The sequence below is a fragment of the Armatimonadota bacterium genome (assembly GCA_037138755.1).
Lineage (GTDB): Bacteria > Armatimonadota > Fimbriimonadia > Fimbriimonadales > Fimbriimonadaceae > Fimbriimonas.
In genome coordinates this window covers 726268-748504 of record JBAXHT010000001.1, presented here as the reverse complement: position 1 = coordinate 748504, position 22237 = coordinate 726268, and the positions used below count along the sequence as shown (strand labels likewise).

Genomic DNA, 22237 nt, shown 5'->3' with positions numbered 1-22237 from the left:
AGCTACTGCAAAAGAGGAAGGAGTTTACCTTAGTCAAGTAAGACGTTATCGATGAGCCGGGTAGTGCCGAGTTTTGCCGCTGTGATGAGCGCAAGATTGGAGTTAAGTGAATGAGTCGGAGCGAAGCCGTTCCTTTCGATAAGAGCAAAATAGTCGACTTCAAAACCTCCAGCGTTTAGGGCTTGAATTGAGTCCTCCAACACTTGGTGAATGTTGGCTCCAAGCCAAATTGCATCGCTAGCCACGCAAAGTTGCCGGTAGATTTGCGGGGCTTTGCTTCGCTGTTCTGGCGTCAAGTAGACGTTGCGACTCGACATCGCAAGACCATCTGCTTCTCGAATAGTTGGTTCGATTTGAATCTGAACAGGCAAGTTTAGGTCTTTCACCATCTTGGTAATGACTGCGCACTGTTGCAGATCTTTTTGTCCAAAGTATGCAGTTGTTGGTTGGACAATCCCGAATAGCTTGGCAACAATCGTGGCAACTCCATGGAAATGCCCAGGCCTAGAACTCCCCTCAAAATGCTCAGTCACAATCGGCACATGGATCATCGTCGGATGCGATGGATACATCTCCTCAACCGTCGGGGCAAAGATGACGTTAGCACCAGCCTCAGAAGCCAGCTCGACATCACGCTCAAAGGGTCTAGGGTAGCGGGTTAAGTCCTCGTTGGGTCCGAACTGAGTTGGGTTGACGAAAATCGATACCACTCGATTTTGGTGCGAAGAAGTCGCTTTAATGAGTTCACAATGGCCTGCATGTAAAGCACCCATCGTAGGAACGAAGCCGACGTCAGTGAGGCTCAGCGCACAGTATTCCGCTACCGTTCGTACAATCGTCAAAAACTATTCTCCGAAGTCGGAAAAGCCCCCGACTTTGTTGTCGAAATGTATTCAGATAGTGCCGAGCCGAAGACGTCTTGGCCCTGAGCGAACCAACGAGCATGCTTCAGCTTCCGGCTGCTCAGTCCAAATACGTCATGCCACACCTGAATCTGCCCATCACAGCACGATCCGGCCCCGATTCCAATCGTCGGAATCTGAAGCTCTTTCGTGATCTGCCCCGAAACCGTCGTCGGGATCATCTCTAGAACAATCCCAAAGGCACCGGCATCCTCGATGGCAAATGCCTCCGCCAAAACATCTTTTCCACCGTCGCCACGGCCCTGCACTTTATGCCCGCCGAATTCGTTGATCGACTGCGGTGTGAACCCGACGTGCCCCATCACCGGAATGCCTGCTTTACGGATTGCCTTGATTTCCTCCGTATAATCACCCTCAAGCTTCACCGCATCGGCGCCAGCTTTCATCAGATCGATCGCTGAAGCAACCGCTTGTTCAACAGAAACGTTGTAGGATCCAAACGGTAAGTCGGCGACGAGTAACGGCGATGACAAGCCTCGCCGGACGCAACGGGTGTGATACACCATTTCTTCGAGGGTCACGGGAACGGTGGTCGGATGACCCTGGATGACATTGCCCAGAGAGTCGCCGACCAGGACAACATCCACTCCAGCTTGCTCGCAGATCAAGGCAGACGTGTAGTCGTACGCGGTGATGCAAACGATCTTTTCGCCAGAATCCGCCATTTGCCGAAGGCCCGGCGCCGTCACTTTTCGAGACATTACAGGAAGTTTAGCCGATAGCCGCTTTGATCTCTTCGGCGTGGCCTTGCGGCTTCACCTTCTCGAAAACGTGGGTCACAACTCCGTCTGGTCCAACGATGAAGGTCGTCCGCAGAACCCCCATGTACTTCTTCCCATACATCGACTTCTCGGCCCAAACTCCGCAAGCCTGGCAAAGCGCCGTCTCAGTATCGGCTAACAATGTAAAGGCCAGGCTGTACTTATCCGCAAACTTCTTATGCGATTTCACTGGGTCTGGTGAGACTCCGAAGACGTTCTTTCCTGGGAAGTCCGCGAGGCGCTCCTGGAATTCACACGCCTCGATTGTGCAGCCGCTCGTATCATCTTTGGGATAGAAGTAGACAACCGAAATCGACCCTTTGAGGGCATCCGAGGTGACAGTCTCTCCATCTTGGTTGAGCAATGAAAACGCAGGAAACTGATCGCCAACTTTAAGCATGCTCGGTTCTACGTCCCAATCGCTGCGTCCATCATCAACGCTTGCATCAGATCGACTCGCAAGACGACTCCCGCAAGAATTCCTTCGTCGGTTACCGGCAGGATAGTGAGCCCGGAGGAGAGCATTTTGTGGAGTGCGTCGGAGATCTCCTGGTTGACATCGGCCGTCGTCGGCTCTTTCGTTGCGTACACAAAGGCTGGCTCGGAGGCCATGCTGACGAAGTTATCCCGACGCGCCACTGCACGGCTCAAATCGCCCTCTGTGAGAACCGCCAGGGGCTTCATGTCAACATCCACCACGACCAGAGCCGGGAACTGATACACATCCATTTTGTCCACTGCATCGCGTACGGTGCTCTCGGCAGTGAGCGTCGGAATGTGCGCATGAAGCACTTCACGAAGAATCATGGCTTTAGTTTGAATCATAATCGCCTTATGAAATTTGATGCGGCGATCATTGGCGGCACCGGCGTTGGCTCGCGTTTGATCGCTCTGGGCGGAGCTCCAGTTCATATTCCGACACCCGTCGGAACGATTCGGGGACGGCACTTGCACCAGGAAGGAGCCGACATCCTCCTGCTCAGCCGCCACTCGGCGGGTCACAAGGTGCCACCACACAAGGTCAATTACGTCGGAATGGCGACTGCCTTGAGGCAGCTTGGGGTGAAGTACTGCCTTGCCAGCGCAGCGGTTGGCTCGCTGCACGAGCAGTGGGGACCCGGGACATTTATTGCTTGTTCAGACTTTCTTGACTTCACATTCCGGAACACGACGATTCATGACGCCACCGTTGTTCACACCGGCTTCAACAATCCGTTCTCTCCCGAAGTGAGGCATCAATTCATGCACCAAGGACTTGCTATTGGGGTCGAGGTACACCCGAAGGCGGTCTATTTGGCCGGGAATGGTCCCCGCTATGAAACCCCGCAGGAGATCGTGCTTTTTCGTCAGTTCGGTGCGGACATCGTTGGAATGACTGCGACGAGTGAGGCAATCGCGATGAAAGAGTCCGGAGTGCAGTACGGCTGCCTCGCCATCGTCACGAATCTCGCGGCAGGGATTTCGCCTATCGAGCCAAACCATCAAGAAGTCGAAGACGAGATGAAGCGCTCTGGCGAAAAGGCGGTCAAGATTCTGCTCGCCACCGCCGTCGATCTTGCGAAGAAATGAGTGCGACTCGCCGAACGTTCACCCTAGCCCTGGCGATGACGCCGGGAATTGGTGGGCGTTCGGTGGTTCGGGTTCTAGCACGGAATGATCTCCTCAGCCGCTCCGCCGAGGAGTTTCTCGCACTGAGTATCGAATCTTATCGCGAAGAGTATAAGTTAAGCGTCAAATCTGCAACATATCTGGCTGAACACCGAGTCCAACTTTTCGAGGAAGTTGCGCCTATGGAACGCCGACTGGAAACCCTCGGCGTCCGCTGGACTGTCATCACTGACGCGGGCTATCCTGAACTCATCGAGGCATTCGACCCCGATCCGCCAGCGATGCTCTTCCTCTACGGCAACACAAAGCTACTTGGGGCCCGCACATTTTCCGTCTTGTCGTCTCGAAATGCGACCCGAGATCAGTTGGACGAGATCGAAAGACTCTCGGAAGCAGGCGTCCTCAATGGCGAGGTGATCGTTACTGGCCACGATAAACCCGAGTACCAGCGCAGTGCCGTGGTTCCGTTACGATGGGGCGCACCGCGCATCCTGTGCCTCGATAGGGGCCTATTCCAAGTCCTTGGCGAAGACCTCCGCAATGAAGCCTTCCGGATGGCCCGCCTCTGGCGCTACGAGTTCGACCCGTCCACCGACCTCGTCATCTCCCCCTTCCGCCCCGAGGCGTCGTTTGTGGGAATCAACAACCAAGTCCGCGACCGAGTCGTCGCTGGCCTCTCACAACGCCTAGACTTCGTCAAGATCTCCCCGGGCGGAAACATGGAGAAGTTGGCGAAGATGGCCCAAAGAGCTGGACGCACCGTTCGGTTTTTGTGATCTCGTTGTTGACGTGCGGCTTTAACCGTCAATCGCCGAGTGCTCGGCAATCGGGAAGTCATACAGCCCCAGCAAAGCAGCCGCAGACATCGAAGCTAGCCCATTCAGCCGTGAAACCAAACCAGCAACATCTCCGCCAGCAGGAACCGCGATGGACCCCAAAAGACCAAACTTGTGATCCAAAATCCCCGCCAAATCAGCAGAAGTGTTGCGAGCATGTCCTGCCGGATACATCACAAACCCCGAATCCAAAACGGTTCCATCGGTCAAAGTCGCCACCATCGAAGTCGGAATCCCATCCGGATAGTTCCGGTCGTACTCCGATCCGCCGTGCTCGAACTGAATCTTCTCCATCAATTCCCGAGTCGCCGTGTTGTGGAGGGCGTCTGCACCATAGTCTTCCGGAGATAGCATCAGCGACTTCCAACGTGAATCATTATCAGGGCCGGCTCCGAGTTCTGATGCTTTCCTGAGCAAGGTTGCCACAATGTAGACCATTGAGTGGTCCGCCGATTGCCGTGTCTTGGGGTCACGCTTGGCTGGGTCGCCGATGATCCCAAAAGCGGGTTCATACGCCTTGATCGTAATCGAAGCAACCTTGGAAACAAAGGAAGGGTCTTTTCCGAGCAAATCCAACGCACCTTGCAATGCCCCAGCCGACTGGTGCTCATAAAGCCCGAGTTTGAAGTGCATCCCCATCACCGCAAAGTCATCGCCGGAGTGAGTCAAATGAAGATCAAAAGGCGATGAGCCCGAGGTGGGCTCGAACTGCCTAAACATCGACTCCGGATTCCGGAAGATGTCCTTCGGCCCCACGAACCCTCTCAACGCTCGCCGCGCACATAGGACCGCCGCTTCTGCACTGATTGCTGCCGAAGCCCCCTTCGAGTCGCTGAGCTGCTTGCCAGCGCGAATCGCGCGCCAAGGAATGTAGTGCGCCACGAACATGCCGATTGCGTGCTCAGCCTGCTGCGCTGTTCCACCGTGCAACGCCACATAAACCGCCGCTGAAGCAATAGCTCCGTGAACAACGTGGTCGATTTTGTAGGTCTTGAGGCTAAAAACCTCGGCGAGTCGCCCACGAATCTCGTCGATCAGAACCATTGCGAGGAGTGCAGTTCGGCCGTCCAGTCCCCGCTCCTGGCAAGCCGCCACCGCGACAGGATAGTAATCGTTATGCCCAAACTCACCCGCCAGGTGACCAAGAGCTGGGTTATAGCCAAAGTTTGTCCCGTTCGAATCCCACTCTCTAACAGCTGAGGAATTTGCCGCGACCGCCTTCTCCGCTTTGACTCGAACGTTTGACCCAAACACGGTGGCACCGTTAGCATCTGGATATTCAAGTGCCTCCAGGCGTAGCAGCCGAGGAGCGTTTGTCTGGTACGCCAGTGCTGAGGCTCCGCACAGAATCGAATCCGTGTGGAAGAGCCGGCAGCGATCCAAAACCGCCTGCGACGGTCCCGGCCCAAGTTTGCCAGCTAGAAAGTCGATGGCAAACTGCCCAATTCCATACGCCTGATTTGTGTCGCGAGCGAGAACAACGGTGGTCACCAACTGAGTTTACTGCCAACAGATCAACGAAAAAGCCCCCTGGAGGGAGGGGGCTGGGGTTGGGGTTAGGTTGTGCGGTAGATAAATCTTAGTGGTGTTTGTGCTCGTGGCAGGAGCCAAACCCGAGGAAGTGGTGGCCGTGCGGGGCATCGGCTTTCGCGACGATGCTTTCACACTCAGCTCGGATCGCTTGGACCGTTTCAACCTCGGTTGGATTCGGTTTTGAAACTGGTCGACGAAGGTCAAGCGGTCCCATCAGCATCCCAACGGTATTGACGTCGTCGAGACCAAACATGTGGCCTAGCTCGTGACCGGCGGTGTGCCGCATCTGAGTGGCGTTCATCGGTTTGCCGTTCGGGTCGGTTGTGCGGAGGTGAATATCGGCGTTGAAGATCGGAGTGGCTTGGTTGCCTTGGCGCTCAATGGTTCGGCTCCAGTTGATGTAGCCCGAGACGATTGAGCCGTCAAGTCGAACATCTTTGCCGTACTGGATCTTGATGGTTGCTTCTTCGCCTTGCTTGGCAAGTGCAAACTTGACATCACCATTCAGCGCGGTCTCCCACATCTCGAATGCTCCAGCGAGGGATTCTGAACAGGCTCCGATCTGTGACTCTGGCGTATCTCCATAATCAACCGACACCAAAAGTCGCTGCCCCATGAGCATGGATTCGGCATAGCCTTTCGCCTGCGCTTTGTCGCCTTTCTCGAATTGCTTTCTTGCCGCGTCGATCGTGTCGGATGCTTGCGGATGAACTGCTGCTCGAGCCTTGAACCCTGCATACCCGGTTGCGAACAGTAGTCCGGTAACCGCGATAACCCCAAATTGCTGAACCTTCATTGTGCCTCGGGGTTGGTGTTTCCTGAGTGCCAATGCCGGAAGTCCTGCGGCGTTTACCAGGGTCAAAACAAACAAGCATCGGTGCTAGCTGACACCGATGCTGGCTGGTAAATGTGATGCCCGGTATTGCTTATGGCGTCAGCTTTATGGTGTCAATCACCTTGCCTTTGGCGTCAATTTGCCTCACCGTCGCGCCGCTCCTGTCGTACTCCAGAGACGTGAAGGAGTAGCCCGGAATGTAGGCGGCAGTAAACGGCTTCCAGAGCTTCTTGTTGCCTGCGATCTTCTGGTCGTACAACTCAGCCCCACCGGCCCCGGTGACGAAGTACGTGACTCCATTGATCGGCTTTGTTCGCTGGTAGTTATGAACATGTCCGCAGAAAACTGCGGTGACTCGGCCTTGCTCAAAGATTGGGGCGACGGCTTGCATATAGACCTCATCTTTCTTCTTCTCAGAGGAATGAAATGGTGCGTGGTGGAACGCCACAAATCGCCACCTGTACTTCGCTCCCTTGGCCAGTTCTTGTTTCAGCCAAGTTTGCGGACCGCTACTTTTCCAGTTGATGTAAGTGTTGCTATCCAGAATCACCCAATAGGCGTCTCCATAACCAAAACCAAAGTTTCCGGGGCCCTTCGCCCACTTCGGCTTAAACTGGGGCAGGTGCCACAGCTTGTAGTAGGCAAGGCCGTCCGGATAGGATTTGAGGTCACGATACGCGGTGTCATGATTGCCGGGAGCCGCCACGCTTGCGGTCTTTGCAAGAATCGAACCGTAAACCGGGAAATGATAGAGCAGGTACTCACTTTCTCGACCCCGAGGGTACACGATGTCTCCAACGTGGACAATGAGGTCGGGATCGTACTTCGCCAGTTGCTTACCGATCAGTTTTTGACCCGGGAGCCCGCGTCCAGAGTCGCCAAAAACCGCCAATCGCACCTTTCCGGCTGGCAGTCCGTGTGCCGAGTAATTCTTGGCCCCCAACGAATAAGTCCAAGCCTGCCCAGGCTTCAGGCCAGAAATTGCCCATTTGCGGACAAACAAACCGGGAGTCGCCATGGCGATGGAAGGTAGAGTTTTGACAGTCAACCCCTTCGCATTCAGAGGAATCTTGAGATCTCCTTGCTGAATGACCTGGACAACCATCGTTCCCGGTGATGACGCCAGTTGAAGGTAGGGCCCAGCGACCACACCCGCAGTGGATTGACCTAATAAAGCGGGAACGAAAGCGGCGACCATCGCGCTCAGTTTATACTAGCTATGATGCCGAAGCTTGATATCATAAAAGGCTTTTCGGCACACCCGCTTTCTGGAGGAACAATCTTCCAGACCGCCGAGTGGCAGCAGAACTGGCTGACTCACTATGGTGATCCTTCGCGGGTCGTCAGCATTCAGGTCAAAGAAGGCAACGACTTAGTTGGCCTCTGGAATCTCTATCGGCACCGCTCTGGCTGGCGATCCATCCGGCCGCTCGGTGTTGGGCCGAGTGACTATTTAGGACCAATCGGTCAGTACAACGATTTGTATCGCGAAGCGATCCAAGATCTCAACAAAAAATCTCTTCTGGATATTCATCAGCTCCCCTCTGATCACCCCGCGCTGGGCTCGTTGGAAGGCCATGGGGCCATTGAGCAAGCGAAGTGCCTCGTCCTGGATCTTCCATCCAGTTTTGATGAGTACGTCAAAACTCTTAGCAAGAGCCTCCGTTACGATGTACGCCGAATCAACGGTAAGGCCCTTCAGGAGAAAGGTGCTAGGGTTGAATGGGTGAGTGTCGAAACCGTCGAGCAATTCGCCGACGCCTTCTTCGAGCTTCACAAGCTGCGCTGGAAACAGCGCGGGCTCCCTGGTGCGTTCTTTGGTAAAGCGGAGCGATTCCAGCGCGACTGGCTCCGCCTTGTCGCCCAGCAAAACAAGCTCTGGATGAACCTCCTTATCGCCGAAGGAAAGGCAGTTGGCTGCGTTTACGCCATGCGCCACGAGCAGACGTGCTACTTCTACCAAGCTGGTATGGACCCTTCGGCAGCAAGTCTATCTCCGGGCACAGTTTTGGTTGCCCAAACGATCCAACGAGCCATCGAAGAAGGGTGTACGGAATTCGACTTTATGCGAGGAGACGAACCCTATAAGCGCAGGTGGAAACCAACCCGGGAACGAACGAATTTTCGTATCATTTTGCCCCCACAAACTGCGCTGACAAAGGCGGGCTACGCATGGAACAAGGCAGCTTGGCGAGTAGAATCAAAGGTAAGAGAGCGAGTAGAGGGGAAAAGTCTTCGCAACCCTAAGCCTCAAAACTGACGTTATACCAACGTAAGAAGCAAAGTTGACAAAACGTGTAGCGATCATTATTCCGGCCTATAACGAGGCCTCGCGCATCGCCAACGTCCTGCAGGCGGTGAAGGCTTCTTCGTATGCGCACGAAATCATTGTTGTAAACGACGGAAGTGCGGATAACACGGCAGAAGTCGTTCGCAAGATTGACGGGGTCCATCTGGTGGATATGGTCAAAAACGTCGGTAAGGGCGGGGCCATGGTCGCTGGTGTCAGCGCAACCCTCGCGCCGATTATTGCGTTTGTTGATGCTGACCTTGAGGGAATAGAACCCGGACATATCGACTCCATCGTCCTCCCGTTGATCCGGGGCGAGTGCGACATGTGCGTTGGTGTCTTCCGAGGCGGCAAAATCGGCAGTAATGCCGCAATGGCCGTCACTCCGTTCCTCAGCGGTCAACGGGCGATGAGGCGAGAGCTGTTCGAGAGTATTCCGTACATCGGCGAACTACGCTACGGAGTCGAAGTCGCCATCACCGAAGCAGTGCGGAAGAAGCGAGCAAAGGTGAAGCGCGTGATTCTTCGCGGAGTGAGCAACTGTTTCAAGGAAGAAAAACTCGGCCTTGTGAAGGGGCTCCAGGCTCGAACAAAAATGTATCGTGATATCCGCGAAGCGATGGTTCGCACTCGTAAGAAAAAGCGGGTTCAGCGTAAGAAGTGGCTTGATCGCTAGGCGTGCTCTTTCATCGCCTTAGTGATCTCAGCTTCTAGTCGTGACGTTTGGGCCGGGTCAAATCCTTGCCAAAGCGCGCGAATCACTCCTTCCTTATCGACCAGAACACACGTGGGTGTGGCACTCACCAAATGCCAGAAGCCCTTGCTGTCCGAAACGGAAAAGTCACCGCCACTGCCGAGCGATACTTCGAGAACAGGTGCTCCAAAGGACTTTCCGTTGAGCCACGTTCGCAGTCCAGTCGAAAGGGAATCCGCAGGATCACTGAAGAGGACCAGCGACCACTTTTCGCCGAGCTTCTTTTTGCTGTTATCCTGCATCTTGGAAAAGTCGACTTTTGCGCCTGCCATCAGACTCATGGGTTCCAATGGAAGCGATGACATCACGTAGCCATCGGGAATCGTGACTTTGAAATCGCTGTCGGTTAGCGACGGGTTGATCTCCCACTTTTTTACGAGGAACTCGCCGTTTGGATTCAAAAATCGTGTGAGTTCTCCCCGAGAATTGAGCTCCAACTCATACTTCTGAGGTCCCATTTGAGACTCGACGGTCGTAGTCCAAACATCGTTACTCCCACTCTTCGATGCCTTCCATGACTTGATCGGGGCAATCTGGAGCGGAGAAACGCCATAGGCAAAAAGGCAGGCGGTCAGGTTCGGAGAGACCAATTTGCCTAGCGCTGGAAAGAATTTTCCTCCCCAGGGGACGGCCGCATACTTCTTGATCGAGTTATCGACTTCGAGCCAACCATTCTTGTCATCAACCACAACTACGACGTCGCCCGACAGGGTTTTTGCACGGTTAGGAAGTTGGCGCAGAATCGAGATAGATCGATTCTCGGATCCCATCTTAAAGGTCGCTTCAACCCGTATACTTTTGGCGCCCGAAACTTGCTTTGCAAACTGTTCGAGAGAGTTTCCTTTTTGGCAACCAGACGCCAAGAGTCCAGCAAGAATCGACATTGCACACGCGGTCATCTTTAGCTCAAATTTTTCCAGTCGCATCTGGTATTTATGGCAGTATGACGCCTTTCCATCAATGGAAACCTGTAAATGGGTTAAGGAAATGGAAGGAAAGTTTGTTGTGTTTCGCCTGGGTGACGAGAAGTTTGGAGTGCCGATTGGGTCTGTAGAGAGGATTTTGCCTTCCCAGTCTCTGACGAAAATTCCGAAGGCACCAAAAACCCTCGTCGGAATGTTTCCTTACCAAGACACCACCGTTGCGGTCATTGACGCTTCGGCGCGGTTTGAGATTCCCCTGAATGAAGAACCCGAGCACTTCCTAGTCATTTCAACTCACGTTGGCCGCTATGCTTTGCGCGTCGAAGGGGTCGAAACCATCTACCACTTCTCCGAAGCGGACTTTGATGAGGCTCAGGATTGGTTGGCGAGCGTTGAACCGGATCTCGCATATGGCGTTGGCAAGAAAGGCGGATCGCTCTGTTTGCTGTTGAAGCCCGAAGCCATTGTCCCGGCAGATCTGAAAAAGAAGATCGAAAAACTAGCGGCCTAATCTGTTCAAGATTTCGGCAAGGGCATCGGAGCAAAGTGCTTCCGGTGCCCTTGTTGCATCCAAAACAACCCACCGCTCTGGCTCATCTGAAGCAAGGTCTAAAAAACCTGCTCGTACCTTCTGATGAAACTCGAGTGGCTCGCGGTCGAGTCGGTTGTTATCGCGCCCATCGCCGATCCGCTTGAGCCCAATGACGGGATCAAGATCAAAAAGGAGGGTGAGATGAGGTTTCAGCCCTTTTGTGGCGAAGGAGTTTCCGGCTTTCAAAAACTCGATGTCTACGCCCCGGGCATATCCTTGGTAAACCACGGAAGAATCAGCGTGCCGATCACAAAGAACAATTGTTCCTGCTGCCAAGGCTGGTCGGATGATATTCTCCACATGATTCGCTCGGTCGGCAAGGAAGAGTAGCAGCTCGGCCTCAGGCACCACTTCGTCTTGGTCTAGCAATAGCGCACGAATCTTCTGCCCAAACTCGCCGGCTCCTGGCTCTCTTGTTACCAAAACTGAGTGGCATTGAGATTCAAGAGCTATAGAAAGACCACGAATTGCGGTCGACTTCCCCGCACCCTCCGGCCCCTCAAACGTTACGAACATGGAACCAAAGCCTACCTGCCAAACGCTACAATACTTGGGTGAGAAAGTGGTGGCTTTTGGGTTTGGCTTTGGGTCTGACTTTGGTCGGATGCAAGGAGCAACCGAAAGAAAGCGCGACCACTACAAAGGCCGAGCCCAGCGAAACCAAGCAAGTCAGCTCGGACGAATACGCCGCATTTCGAGGGGAACCGCCTCTCGAGGAAGACATCTGCTTTGAATCCCAGCGCCGTCGAATACCCGTGCTCATGTTTCACGACATTGTGCCGGAGCGTGGCAAAGGCACCCTCTGGTACGACTGCACCATTGAGGAGTTAGAAACGATTCTTCGGGCGATTGACATTGAAGGCTTCAGCGTCATCTCTTCCCAAGAACTCTATGAGCATCTCACTACTGGAAAGGAAGTCCCTGAAAAGTCGATTGTTTTGACCTTTGATGACAACTATCAGAGCTTTTACGACTACGCTTGGCCGCTACTCCAGCAGTACAACTACCCCAGTACCATGTTTGTCCACACAGGCTTTGTGGGCAGCCAACAAGGTCGACCAAAGATGACTTGGGAGACCCTCAAGGAACTCACCCAAAACAAGCTTTTTACGGTTGGTGGGCACACGATTAACCATTTTCTGGACCTCAAAGAGCGTGATATTTCCGTTCAAACGACCGAACTTGTCGACTCTAAGAAGGACCTTGAAACGAAACTCGGAGTGACGGTAGATTTTCTTGCTTACCCGAACGGGAGTAACGGGGACGACACCCAGCTGATCACTCGGCAATCGGGTTATAAAATGGCCTACACCATCGTCAATACTCCTGCCGAGGAGTCGCCGAATATTATGTCCGTGGGCAGGTATGTCCACACACGTTATCAAGAAGCTCTTCGCGACCGGGACGGAGCGATCTATGGACATCCTGCGACGATCTTTCGGGCTCCCTGGAACAAGAAATCAAAGATCAAATACGTCAACGAAAAGTTTGCGGGTATTCCGTTGCGAATGACCTTCGGAGGTATGCCCTCGACCCACATGAGCCTGACCGGTCGGGAGATGGTCTCAACATTTGTTGAGAGAGAGCAGGCTCAGGCGGGAATCAACGGAGGGTTCTTTGCGATGGCGGCGATTGCTTCGACGGACAACGCCATGGTCGGACCCCTCAAGACTCCAGAAATGACCGAGGTCGTACCTGACCAATCGGCTGAGCGATGGGACAAAATCAATGGTCGTCCACTGGTGATCTGGAGTGACGAAGAATTTGCCATACTGCCTTACATACCCGCCCAAATGCACAGTGAGGAGCAGTTTCAGTGGTTCATGAAGGGCTACACCGATACGTTCATGGCCGGTGTTTGGCTTGTTCACAATGGAGTTCCTCAGCCTCGCGAGTTTCAGGATGTTGTTGGTGCGAAGGATATCCAAGACCTTCGGCGCCGAGCCTTTATCGGGATCACGAAGGACGGCCAGTTTGTTGCCGGGGCGGCTGTCACCTCGGTTTCGAGTGAAAAACTCGCGATTGCTATCGCAGAAGCTGGAGTCGAGGAAGCTGTTCTGATCGATTCCGGATTTTCGACTTCACTGGTTTTTGACGGAAAGATCAAGGCGTCGGGTCATTCGTCGGCTAAGGATCCTTCTCGACCAGTTCCTCACGCGATCACGATCAAGGGTGTCGTTGATGAAACAACTCAGGACTCGGAAGATCTGGCGGTGGAGCAGCCCAAAAGGCGAAAGTGAGCTGGCAGTCACTCGAACTGATGCTGGAGCTGACCCGGAAGTGTCGCGTGCTCATTATCGAAGATCATGTTTCCTTTGCCCTCCGACTCCGAGAAACCCTCCGTCAATATGGGCACCAGATTCATAGCTACTCAGGGATCGAGAGAGTTGATCAGCGCTTTTTTGGAATCGATCCTCATCATGCCGGCGACCCGAGTGAGATCGAGCTGGCTCAGTACGAGGTCTGCTTCCTTGACCACTACTTTGCGGGAACTGATTTCAACGGCTCCACTCTGCTGGGCGTCCTTGGTCACTATCCGATAAGGGTTTGCGGGATGTCATCGGTCGATTCAGCAAATGAGTCGATGCGACGCCACGGAGCACTTACTTCAATCCGAAAGGACAAGCTCGATCAGCTCTTGACGCCGTAGCGTAATTGGACCAATCCGCTATCAAATGCTTCGGCGTCAATTAGCTTCAGTGAGGTCTGGGGGAAGCCGCCCGGGAACAAGGGAACGCCTTTACCGAGCAAGACTGGGTGGACGGAGACCACGACTTCCTCAACCAGCTTGCCCTCAAGGTAGCCCTTTACAAGCTCACCGCCACCGACCAACCAGGATCGTTTGACGCCTTGCTCCTCCAGCATCTTCTCTAGGTCCACGAGCGAGCCGTTGAAGTAGGCGGTATCCGCGGTTGTGATGTCCAGCTTTTCCGAGCGGGTGACGACCAGGGTTCGTTTGCCGGAGTACGGCCAGCGTCCCATTCCGCGAACGACGTCGTAGGTTCCACGGCCCATGATGAGGGTGTCAACCGACTGGTAGAACTCGTCAAAACCGTAGTCGTTGTCGGTGAACTGCCACGACAAATCGTCATCCGGCCCGGCGATATAGCCGTCGAGGCTGGTGGCGATGAAAAGAGTCGTGAGCACACACAAATGATACTCTCAGAGCCTGGCTCAATTCGGGCGTAGTAGAATTCCCTCCATGCCGTTTTCAGGTGTCCGTAAACAAGAAGAACAGACCACTCCAGCGATTCTCAACATTTTCGGAGATCTCGTTTCGATCAAAGTCTCCGGGACTGAGACCGGAAACCAGTACACAGTCATCCATGGGCAAACTCCGCCAATGGGGGGACCACCACTGCACGCGCACATTTCGGACTCCGAGACATTTCACGTGCTCGAAGGAACCTTCATCTTTGAGTTAGACGGCGTGATTGTGAACGCGGTTGCAGGGGACGTTGTTCATATCCAGCCTGGTGTTAAACACCTCTATCAAAATGTTGGGTCCGAGCCAGGTCGACTCCTTTTGGTGGTTGCACCGGGCGGCTTAGATGACTTCTTCATTGAGCTTGATGCGCTGCTTAAGGCTCACTCTGAACCACCGATGCAAGAGATCGCGATCCTTCACGCGAAGTATAAGATGGAGCTACTCGGGCCTCCAATGGTCGCTCGCTAAAGTGGGTTCTTGAAAAAATAGCCACCCCTAAAAAGGGGTGGCTATTTTACTTTTGAAAGTGTGGTCAGTTGATCTGCGCCCAGATTTCTTTGAGAGAAGCTGCCGACTTGTGAAGCAACTCTTTCTCTTCCGCGGAAACTGAAGGCTCGACGATCTCAACCACGCCGTGTCGTCCGACGACCGTCGGAAGCGAGAGTGAGATGCCTTCGATTCCGAGTTTGCCGCTCTGAACCGCGGAGACCGGGAGGATCGCGTGGGAGTCGAGAGCGATTGCTTCGACGACTTCCTTGATCGAAACTCCAACTGCGCGGCCTGCGCCACCCTTGAGGCGAATGACTTCGGCTCCGGACTTTCGTGTGAACTCGAATACGCCCTTCACAGCCTCAGCATCTACTCCAGGGTAGGAAGTGAGGGGTACGCCTTGGGCAGTTGCCGATGAAAGGATCGGAACCATCGTGTCGCCGTGCTCACCCAGGACAAGGGCCTTGACGTCTGGGGCCGAGAGGTTGAAGTGATCAGCCAATAGGGATCGGAATCGAGCTGTGTCGAGTACGGTTCCGAGGCCAAGGACTTGCGACTCGGGCAGGATTCCGCTCTTGGCGGCGAGGTGGGTCAAAATGTCGACCGGGTTGGAGACGACCACGATGGTCGCGCCTTCGGCGAGCTTGACGCCCTTTAGGCTTTCAAGAATCCCTTTGAACAACCCGACGTTTCGGTTGATGAGGTCGAGCCGAGTCTCATCTGGCTTGCGGCGTAGACCGGCGGTGATGACCACACAATCGGAACCATTGACGATATCGTAGGAGCTGGAAGAGGTGAACTTGATATTCGACGTCAGGGAAGAGCCGTGGCGAAGGTCAAGTGCCTCGCCGTCTGCCATGTCTGGGTTCGCGTCCACCAACGCGATCTCTCGAACCTTTCCGCCAAGCTGGAGCGCATAAGCCGCGTCCGATCCAACCCGTCCGCCGCCGCCAATGATGCTTACCTTAAATCCCATCTTGTGAGTGATTATGACAGGTTGGGTCGCGAACTCGCGGGATGAGTCAGCCATACGGCTCATTGACTGCAAACAAAGATGAAACAGGTTAATTTCTGTTAACAAACTGGCAGGAAAACCTAGCAAGAAACTTGAGCTTATGTTAGAATCAGGTGTTACCTGGCATGCCAGGCTGGAGTTTCTTATGAAAAAACCTGCATTAATTCTTTTGGTTGGATTGGGGCTTGCGAGCATTTCGGGCGCTCAAGTCATCACTCAGACCCAGTCGTTCGGTTTTGCCCCCACGAACTGGACCAACTCGCTGACATTCAACAAGTTCAACCCTGCTCTTGGCAACCTCACCAGCATCGTGGTCTCGTTGACAGGTCAGTTGAACGGTGAGATCAAGTTCGAATGGCTCGAAACCGGAAGTGGGGCAAGCGTTACTGGGAACTTGGCTGGTCAAGTTAAGATCCAAAAGCCGGATCTTTCGAACCTGGTTGTGACCAGCCCGCTGGCAACAACCAGCGACACCGTCAGTGCCTACGACGGAACTACGGATTTTGGCGGAACCTCCGGAAAGACGTATTCTGCTCTGTCAGCGACGGACACTCAGATGAATACTCTGACTGGGCCTGCAGATTTCGCCCTCTTCTCGGGCGCGGGAACGATTGCATTGCCAATCGCTGGCTCGAGCTTCAGCGGTGTAACCACGTCGCCAGCCGGAAACATTACATCGAATGCCGATGTTCTTGCTAAGGCATCCGCGACGATCACCTATAACTACACGCCGGTTCCAGAGCCTGCGAGCATGATTGCGCTCGGTCTCGGACTCACTGGCCTGGCCGCTCGACGCAAGCGAAAGTAAGCTTCGGGTTCTTAAACGACAAAGCCCGGTTCTCAACTGAGAACCGGGCTTTGTTTTGAGTCTCGCCTTACGCCGCTTTGACTTCGTCGAGTAACTGTTGGTTCACATAGACCTGAAGCCGGAGCTCCTGAATCTTTGTGAGGTTTCCGTGCTTGTGCTCTTTAGCACCGGGGACCGGGGCAGGTCGGTCGGCCTTCCGCTTCTGAACCGTCTTGAGGAGCCACTCCTTTGTGTCTTCGATCTTTGCAACCACGCGTCGGGTTTGCTTTCTTCGCCAAGCTCGTGTTCGATTTGTCATCGTATCCTCGTGTTGCCGTGTTAAGGGCGTCTTAAGAACCAGTAATTGCGCGGTTCTTGGCTCCATGATACGAAACCCCAAAGGGTTACCGGGACTGAAGGACTAGCGGGAGTTATCCCCATTGAGTCTTTTCCTGGAATCCACGTTGGTATCTAGGTTGAGAGTCCGGCTTTATCGCTCGCCGCTGCCGCCTTTTTGGCTTCGGCATCGGCTTCCATTTGCTCGACGGACCTCGTGACGAGTCGGGCGGCGCCTTTGTTGCCTCGAAGCCTCGCAAGGGAGGGCTCGGAATCGAGACGGGCATTGATCTCGGGCAAGAACGCCTGATACTGGGGGAGCCATTCGGCAAGCTCGGAGACCATTCGGTCCGTCATCTGCCAGATTTCCGGCGGGTTGCCGACTGCGCCGGTGAGCGGGTCCATCATCATTGCTTGTTTGAGCAGGTTGAGGTCGCCGTGGACGGCGGCCTCGACCGCCATTCTTTGGACAGAGATGCTGGCGTTGCAGACTGCGGCGCAGCCGAGCGGAAGGTCACCAACGACTGGCATGGATATTCCATTCCCGTCCACATAGCCTGGTGCTTCGATAACACAGTCGTCCGGAAGATTCGTAATGACGCCGTTATTGACGGTGCAGAAGTGCCCCCGATACATTCGTCCCGTTTCGAGGCCTTCGAGAATGTACGAGCCATGTTCGTTGCCCCGCTTTTCTGGTTCAAAAGTAAAAGGATCGTCTTTGAGCCATTGCGGAAACTCGTGCTCGAACCAGTTTCGGCCTTCGGTGCAAACGCGCAGATAGCCGCCGGTTTCTCCGTGGATCCAGGTGGACATGTCGATCCAATCGGGGATCTCGTCGGCCCGCTTTCGGTACCAGGGGACGTACTCGCTCAGGTGTCCATTTGACTCGGTTGAATAGTAGCCGAAGCGGCGAAGCATGTCGATTCGCACCTTCTCGGTTGTCGGGAAACGAGGGTGTTTTTCGAAGCCTTCGAGCAGGAATGGCGTCATGTCCATGCCCTTGTATCGCGCCTGAATATACCAAGTTTGATGGTTAATACCTGCACAAATGATGTCGATATCTTTGCGACTCAGCTTTGTGCCTTCGGGGTGCCAACCTTTCTCTACACCGAGGTTTTCGATGACGGAAGCGATTTGGCTGTGACCGCCGATCACGCCGTGGCAGAGGCCGATGGTGGGGATTTCGGTGTATTTGTTGCAGGCCCAGGTGAGCATCGCCATCGGGTTGCTGTAGTTGAGGAAGAGGACTTCGTCGTGGGCGACTTCTTCCATGTCCGCGCAGAAGTCGAGGAGGACAGGGATGCCGCGCTGGGCGTACATGATTCCGCCGGGGCCAAGGGTGTCGCCAACGCACTGATCCACGCCGTATTCCAGTGGTGTGTTGATGTCGTAGGCGAAGGCTTCGAGGCCGCCGACTCGGACGAATGAGAACACGTATTTGGCACCTTCGAGAGCTTTGCGGCGGTCGAGATGGCTTTCGATCTTGGTAGGGAGGTTGGAGGATTTGACGTCTCTTTCGATGAGTTGGTGGACCATCGAGAGGTTGTGCTCGTTGATGTCGTGTAGAGCAACCGTCATCTCCGCAAACTCAGGGACGCACAGAAGGTCTCGCACCATAGTGCGAGTGAATCCAACGGAACCGGCGCCTAGGACGGCAATTTTGAAGCTCATTTGGAACGGAGTTTAACCCCGTCGCAACGCACTCGGTGACCTCAGCGAGCGGAGATTGTATGACTCGCCGTCAAAATTGTGGGTTCAACTGACCTACTCGTCGATGCGAGAGAAGTAGATGACGGTGACGTGGTGGTTCGGCGTGATCAAGTCCCCATAAACCCGCGAAAGCAACCCGATCACATCATCTTGCGAGCGGAACTCGGGATTTTCGCGCTCGATGTCTCTCGGTGAGAGTTCATGAATCGGCTTCACTTCTACTCGGTCGATGATTGCGGAGTACAACTTCTGGCGGCGGCCGAAGCGGGGGCCGACGGTGACCCAGACGACCATGCCCTCCACATACTTGTCGGCCTTATCCCCCAGTCGAATCGTGACCGTTTTGCGGTTGTTTTTCAAAACGTCGCCGTACAAATCTGAGTAAAAGTTGAGTGCGAACATGGAGACTGCTAACATTGTCTTCTAACCCAGCCACAAAACGCAAACATGTTCATTCTTTTTCTACTTCTTGGCCTGTATGTGACGGCGATGGCGGGGATCGCTTACCTTTTCGCGTATCCGATGCGAACTCCGTTGTTCTTGTCTCCGGGGTTTCTTGGGGCTCCGCAAGAATGGGTGGAGTTTGACGATCCTTCAACTGGTCTGAAACTGCGGGGCTGGTGGGTGCCGTGTTCATCACCAAAAGGGGTGGTTATTTGCGCCCACGGCTATATGATGAACCGGGCAGAGATGGCTCCATTGGCTCCGAGACTGTTGGAGAATGGGTACGCGTCGCTCTACTTCGATTTTCCGGCTTGCGGGGCATCGCAAGGGCGGAAGTCGGGGTTGGGTTGGCGTGAGCGGACGGCGGTTTTGGCGGCTTGCGCCTGGGTTCGGGCGAAGCATCCGGGAGTTCCGGTGGCCTTGATCGGGAGTTCGATGGGCTCGGCAGCCTCGGCGTTCGCTCTGGCTGAAGATTCGTCGTGTGCGGATGTGCTGATTTTGGATTCGGCCTACGACCATTTGAGTAGTGCGATTGATGGCTGGTGGAACTTTCTAGGGGGAAAAAAGATGCAGATTCTGCTCAAGCCAGTGATCTACCTCGGGATTCCTATTCTGGGTTTGAATCCATTTCGGATTCGAGTTTCAGATGCTTTATCAAAGATCGGGAAACCAACGTTGGTTCTCCATGGAGATCGAGACTCGCTAGCCCTACCAAAAGCCGCTGAAGGCAACTTTGCTTCATTGAAGGGTCCCAAAAAGCTCGTCTGGTTCACCGGACGCAACCACTCCGAGGCGCGCTGGGAGGACCCTGAGAAGTATTTCGAGGAAGTCCTCGGGTTCCTGAGGGAACACTTTCAGTCAGGAATTGGGCATAATCAGCATTGACGTAGCCGACGATGTCTACTCCCAAATCATATAAAGAAACAGGGCATAGGCATTAGAGTAAATGACACGGCAAGCATCTTGGCAACTGGACCAGCTTCAACGCATTGGGCAACGCACACCCGAGCGGCTGGAAGAGCTCTTGACGGCTCTTTGGAACCGCTATCCAAATCTTCTGGAAGAGCTTGCCATCATGGCTGCGGATGAAGGGCAAATCTCGATTCCGGAGGTCTCTGAGCTCCTTCTAATCGGGCGAGAAGAAGCTGAATCGAAGCTCGCGCATTATCACAGCACAGGCGATCATCGAATTGAGATCGTAGATGGCGTTGCCAAGCTTGTCTCTTGCCAGGTTGCGGTCTGGGAGGTTGCCCGAGAATCGCGAAAAGGCGCCACTGTCAATGGGTTGGCGAATATGTATCCCAGCTTGCCGATGAGTGAGATCAAGGCTGCTCTGCGTTACGCCGAATCTCATCCCGAAGAAATCAACTCGATGATCGAGAAGTTCGAGCTTGTCGGTGCTGGGCGCTACATTCGCTAGTCGGTACACTTCTAGCCGATGCATCCCGAGCTGATTCACATCGGCAATTTTAAGATTGCTAGTTTTGGCGCGGCGATGGTCGTCGCCTTCCTGCTCTCACTCATGGTGGCTTCCAGGCGGGCCGAGAGGTTTGGGTTCACCAAGCAGCAGGTTTCGGATGTCGCATTTGTTGCCATCATCGGCGGAATTCTTGGCGCACGGGTGTTCTTTATCATCCAAGATTTGCCGTACTACTTGGCGCACACGGATCAGCTCTTTAGCCTGCAGATGCAGGGCCTGACGAGTTTTGGCGGGTTCATCGTCGGCGGCCTTGCGGCGGCGATTTGGTGTAAGCGGAAGAAGCTCAGCGTCATTGGGTTTCTTGATTTAGCTGGCCCGGCGTTTGTGATTGGGCACGTGATCGGACGAATCGGATGCCTTCTGAACGGGTGTTGTCATGGAGCGGTCGCGGCGACAGCGTTTCCGTTTACTGTTTATAGCGCCGAGGCGAAGGCCCAAACCGTTCCCGCCCAGCTTTACGATTCACTGATGAATCTCATCGTGTTTTTCGTGGTTCTTCAGTTAGAGAAGCGATCGGACAAGCCAGGATTTACCTTCGGTTTGGTTTTCGTACTGCATGGCTTGACTCGCTTCATCTACGAGTTTTTCAGGGCGGGCTCTAGCTCGACAACCATCGGCGGGCTACCGTTTACTGAAGGTCACGTGATGGCTATCGTGGTTGCGCTCTTTGGACTCTTCTTCGTGCTGCGCCCGGCCAAGGCTGCGGTGGCGGCGTGAACGGGAAAGGCTATCTTTCGAAGTTTCACGGACTGAGCGTCCTCGTCGTCGGAGACCTGATGCTTGACGAGTACATTTACGGACAAGCGACTCGGGTCAGCCAAGAGGCTCCGGTGCTTGTTGTGAAGCAGTCGAAGGTCAGCTCCGTTCCCGGTGGCGCCGCAAACGTTGCGATGAACCTGATGGCCCTCGGCGCAAAGACCGGAATCATCGGGATCGCCGGACAGGATAGCGCAGGAGACGATCTTGAGAACGCCCTCAAACTCAGCGGGATCGACCCAATTCTCATTCAGCGCGATCCGGCGAGGCCGACGACCAGAAAGACCCGTGTCGTTGCAAACCACTCGCACCAAGTTTTGCGAATCGACCACGAGGACGACCGACCTATTCCCGAGTCGATCGCCCAGCAGTTGATCCAGCGTGTCCAAGCGAACTCCACCGGGCGAAACGTGATCCTGCTTAGCGACTACCAAAAAGGCGCGATCCCCCAAGGCGTTATTGAACAAATCATTGCGTTCGGGAGAAGCGAGGGTTTGCCGGTGGTTGCGAACGCCAAACCAGGAACTCTGGCCTACTATCGTGGTGCTGGAATGGTGAGCCTGAACCGTTTTGAAGCCAGTGCTGCCGTAGGCTCAAACAAGCCCATCGGTGATGACCAAGCGGCGTCCATCGCCTCGCTTCTTCGCGAGCAGTACAACATTGACAACCTCGTTGTCACCCTAGGTGGAAGTGGGATGGTGGTCGCCACCACAACTGGAACCGCACAGGTACCTGCCGTCCGGGTCGATGTCTACGACGAAGCGGGAGCGGGCGACACGGTCATTGCCACGCTAGCCCTCTGCTCGGCACTCGGGCCGCTAACGGAGACCAGCCTGCACTTAGCAACGCATACTGCCGCCAGTGTGGTTCGGAAGCCAGGGGTCGCGGTTCCGTCGAACGACGATTTGGAGCAGATCGGACGGATCCTAGGCTGACAAGATGCCCCTCGCGCTCCCA

Annotated in this window: 27 protein-coding genes; 13 read left to right on the top strand and 14 right to left on the bottom strand. The window is 54.5% G+C overall.

Features of this window, described 5'->3' with window-relative positions; genetic code table 11:
• Nucleotides 1–29: 29 nt before the first annotated feature.
• Genes panC through WCK51_03555 form a run of 4 tightly spaced genes read right to left on the bottom strand, consistent with a single transcriptional unit; the run spans nucleotide 30 to nucleotide 2491 of the window.
• Entirely contained in the window at nucleotides 30–842 is an 813-nt protein-coding gene (panC, locus tag WCK51_03570) for a pantoate--beta-alanine ligase (protein ID MEI7575948.1), read from the bottom strand.
• Nucleotides 839–1624 (bottom strand): 3-methyl-2-oxobutanoate hydroxymethyltransferase, encoded by a 786-nt coding sequence (panB, locus tag WCK51_03565; protein MEI7575947.1) that lies wholly within the window; start codon nucleotides 1622–1624, stop codon nucleotides 839–841. Before panB ends, panC begins: the two co-directional genes overlap by 4 nt.
• Nucleotides 1625–1634: 10 nt before the next feature.
• Entirely contained in the window at nucleotides 1635–2084 is a 450-nt protein-coding gene (gene bcp / locus WCK51_03560; protein MEI7575946.1) for a thioredoxin-dependent thiol peroxidase, read from the bottom strand.
• An 8-nt stretch (nucleotides 2085–2092) separates the two neighbouring features.
• The gene (locus WCK51_03555) at nucleotides 2093–2491 is read right to left on the bottom strand and encodes a CBS domain-containing protein (GenBank protein MEI7575945.1); all 399 of its coding nucleotides are present in this window, start codon (nucleotides 2489–2491) and stop codon (nucleotides 2093–2095) included.
• A gap of 27 nt (nucleotides 2492–2518) precedes the next feature.
• On the opposite strand from WCK51_03555, the gene WCK51_03550 reads away from it, so the two are divergent.
• Entirely contained in the window at nucleotides 2519–3253 is a 735-nt protein-coding gene (locus tag WCK51_03550; protein ID MEI7575944.1) for an MTAP family purine nucleoside phosphorylase, read from the top strand.
• Nucleotides 3250–4068: a DNA-processing protein DprA gene (locus tag WCK51_03545; GenBank protein ID MEI7575943.1), complete on the top strand. Its 819-nt coding sequence runs from the start codon at nucleotides 3250–3252 to the stop codon at nucleotides 4066–4068. The genes WCK51_03550 and WCK51_03545 overlap by 4 nt, the downstream gene beginning before the upstream one ends.
• A 21-nt stretch (nucleotides 4069–4089) precedes the next feature.
• Here WCK51_03545 and WCK51_03540 read toward each other — a convergent pair whose 3' ends face one another.
• From WCK51_03540 to WCK51_03530, 3 genes are all read right to left on the bottom strand, one after another.
• The gene (locus WCK51_03540) at nucleotides 4090–5619 is read right to left on the bottom strand and encodes an MmgE/PrpD family protein (protein MEI7575942.1); all 1530 of its coding nucleotides are present in this window, start codon (nucleotides 5617–5619) and stop codon (nucleotides 4090–4092) included.
• 88 nt (nucleotides 5620–5707) lie between these two features.
• Complete coding sequence (locus WCK51_03535; protein ID MEI7575941.1) at nucleotides 5708–6457, bottom strand: matrixin family metalloprotease; 750 nt, start codon at nucleotides 6455–6457, stop codon at nucleotides 5708–5710.
• A gap of 130 nt (nucleotides 6458–6587) precedes the next feature.
• Complete coding sequence (locus WCK51_03530) at nucleotides 6588–7694, bottom strand: metallophosphoesterase (protein MEI7575940.1); 1107 nt, start codon at nucleotides 7692–7694, stop codon at nucleotides 6588–6590.
• Between the two features lie 24 nt (nucleotides 7695–7718).
• On the opposite strand from WCK51_03530, the gene WCK51_03525 reads away from it, so the two are divergent.
• Together WCK51_03525 and WCK51_03520 are read left to right on the top strand one after the other, a co-directional pair.
• Nucleotides 7719–8756: a GNAT family N-acetyltransferase gene (locus WCK51_03525; GenBank protein ID MEI7575939.1), complete on the top strand. Its 1038-nt coding sequence runs from the start codon at nucleotides 7719–7721 to the stop codon at nucleotides 8754–8756.
• 25 nt (nucleotides 8757–8781) lie between these two features.
• A complete protein-coding gene (locus WCK51_03520) occupies nucleotides 8782–9462 on the top strand; it encodes a glycosyltransferase family 2 protein (protein ID MEI7575938.1) in 681 nt (226 codons plus the stop codon).
• Here the strand turns inward: WCK51_03520 and WCK51_03515 are convergent.
• Nucleotides 9459–10439 carry a hypothetical protein gene (locus WCK51_03515; GenBank protein MEI7575937.1) on the bottom strand — a complete coding sequence of 327 codons (981 nt, stop codon included), beginning with the start codon at nucleotides 10437–10439 and terminating at the stop codon, nucleotides 9459–9461. The genes WCK51_03520 and WCK51_03515 overlap by 4 nt on opposite strands.
• 88 nt (nucleotides 10440–10527) lie before the next feature.
• Between WCK51_03515 and WCK51_03510 the strand changes: the two genes are divergently transcribed.
• Nucleotides 10528–10974 (top strand): chemotaxis protein CheW, encoded by a 447-nt coding sequence (locus WCK51_03510; protein ID MEI7575936.1) that lies wholly within the window; start codon nucleotides 10528–10530, stop codon nucleotides 10972–10974.
• Here WCK51_03510 and tmk read toward each other — a convergent pair.
• Nucleotides 10963–11571 (bottom strand): dTMP kinase, encoded by a 609-nt coding sequence (tmk, locus tag WCK51_03505; GenBank protein MEI7575935.1) that lies wholly within the window; start codon nucleotides 11569–11571, stop codon nucleotides 10963–10965. The two genes, WCK51_03510 and tmk, sit on opposite strands and share 12 nt — an antisense overlap.
• 38 nt (nucleotides 11572–11609) lie before the next feature.
• Between tmk and WCK51_03500 the strand changes: the two genes are divergently transcribed.
• Together WCK51_03500 and WCK51_03495 are read left to right on the top strand one after the other, a co-directional pair.
• Entirely contained in the window at nucleotides 11610–13295 is a 1686-nt protein-coding gene (locus tag WCK51_03500; protein MEI7575934.1) for a polysaccharide deacetylase family protein, read from the top strand.
• Nucleotides 13292–13705: a hypothetical protein gene (locus tag WCK51_03495; GenBank protein ID MEI7575933.1), complete on the top strand. Its 414-nt coding sequence runs from the start codon at nucleotides 13292–13294 to the stop codon at nucleotides 13703–13705. The genes WCK51_03500 and WCK51_03495 overlap by 4 nt, the downstream gene beginning before the upstream one ends.
• Here WCK51_03495 and WCK51_03490 read toward each other — a convergent pair.
• Nucleotides 13687–14202, bottom strand: a complete 516-nt coding sequence (locus WCK51_03490; GenBank protein MEI7575932.1) for a dihydrofolate reductase family protein — start codon at nucleotides 14200–14202, stop codon at nucleotides 13687–13689. The two genes, WCK51_03495 and WCK51_03490, sit on opposite strands and share 19 nt — an antisense overlap.
• Nucleotides 14203–14257: 55 nt before the next feature.
• Between WCK51_03490 and WCK51_03485 the strand changes: the two genes are divergently transcribed.
• A complete protein-coding gene (locus tag WCK51_03485; protein MEI7575931.1) occupies nucleotides 14258–14731 on the top strand; it encodes a cupin domain-containing protein in 474 nt (157 codons plus the stop codon).
• A gap of 64 nt (nucleotides 14732–14795) precedes the next feature.
• Here the strand turns inward: WCK51_03485 and WCK51_03480 are convergent, their stop codons facing one another.
• The gene (locus WCK51_03480; protein MEI7575930.1) at nucleotides 14796–15728 is read right to left on the bottom strand and encodes a lactate/malate dehydrogenase family protein; all 933 of its coding nucleotides are present in this window, start codon (nucleotides 15726–15728) and stop codon (nucleotides 14796–14798) included.
• Nucleotides 15729–15912: 184 nt separating this feature from the next.
• Between WCK51_03480 and WCK51_03475 the strand changes: the two genes are divergently transcribed.
• Entirely contained in the window at nucleotides 15913–16575 is a 663-nt protein-coding gene (locus tag WCK51_03475; protein ID MEI7575929.1) for a PEP-CTERM sorting domain-containing protein, read from the top strand.
• A 67-nt stretch (nucleotides 16576–16642) separates the two neighbouring features.
• Here the strand turns inward: WCK51_03475 and WCK51_03470 are convergent, their stop codons facing one another.
• The 3 genes from WCK51_03470 to WCK51_03460 form a co-directional block, all read right to left on the bottom strand.
• Nucleotides 16643–16873: a hypothetical protein gene (locus WCK51_03470; protein MEI7575928.1), complete on the bottom strand. Its 231-nt coding sequence runs from the start codon at nucleotides 16871–16873 to the stop codon at nucleotides 16643–16645.
• Nucleotides 16874–17025: 152 nt separating this feature from the next.
• Complete coding sequence (locus WCK51_03465) at nucleotides 17026–18561, bottom strand: alpha-glucosidase/alpha-galactosidase (GenBank protein ID MEI7575927.1); 1536 nt, start codon at nucleotides 18559–18561, stop codon at nucleotides 17026–17028.
• A gap of 93 nt (nucleotides 18562–18654) precedes the next feature.
• Entirely contained in the window at nucleotides 18655–19017 is a 363-nt protein-coding gene (locus WCK51_03460; GenBank protein MEI7575926.1) for an RNA-binding protein, read from the bottom strand.
• Between the two features lie 30 nt (nucleotides 19018–19047).
• Between WCK51_03460 and WCK51_03455 the strand changes: the two genes are divergently transcribed.
• The 4 genes from WCK51_03455 (at nucleotide 19048) to WCK51_03440 (ending at nucleotide 22215) form a co-directional block, all read left to right on the top strand.
• On the top strand, nucleotides 19048–19929 hold the full coding sequence (locus tag WCK51_03455; GenBank protein ID MEI7575925.1) for an alpha/beta fold hydrolase: 882 nt from the start codon (nucleotides 19048–19050) through the stop codon (nucleotides 19927–19929).
• A 61-nt stretch (nucleotides 19930–19990) separates the two neighbouring features.
• On the top strand, nucleotides 19991–20464 hold the full coding sequence (locus WCK51_03450) for a DUF433 domain-containing protein (protein MEI7575924.1): 474 nt from the start codon (nucleotides 19991–19993) through the stop codon (nucleotides 20462–20464).
• 18 nt (nucleotides 20465–20482) lie between these two features.
• Nucleotides 20483–21241, top strand: coding sequence for a prolipoprotein diacylglyceryl transferase (gene lgt, locus WCK51_03445; protein ID MEI7575923.1), 759 nt, complete (start codon nucleotides 20483–20485; stop codon nucleotides 21239–21241).
• Complete coding sequence (locus WCK51_03440) at nucleotides 21238–22215, top strand: bifunctional ADP-heptose synthase (protein MEI7575922.1); 978 nt, start codon at nucleotides 21238–21240, stop codon at nucleotides 22213–22215. Before lgt ends, WCK51_03440 begins: the two co-directional genes overlap by 4 nt.
• Nucleotides 22216–22237: the final 22 nt, after the last annotated feature.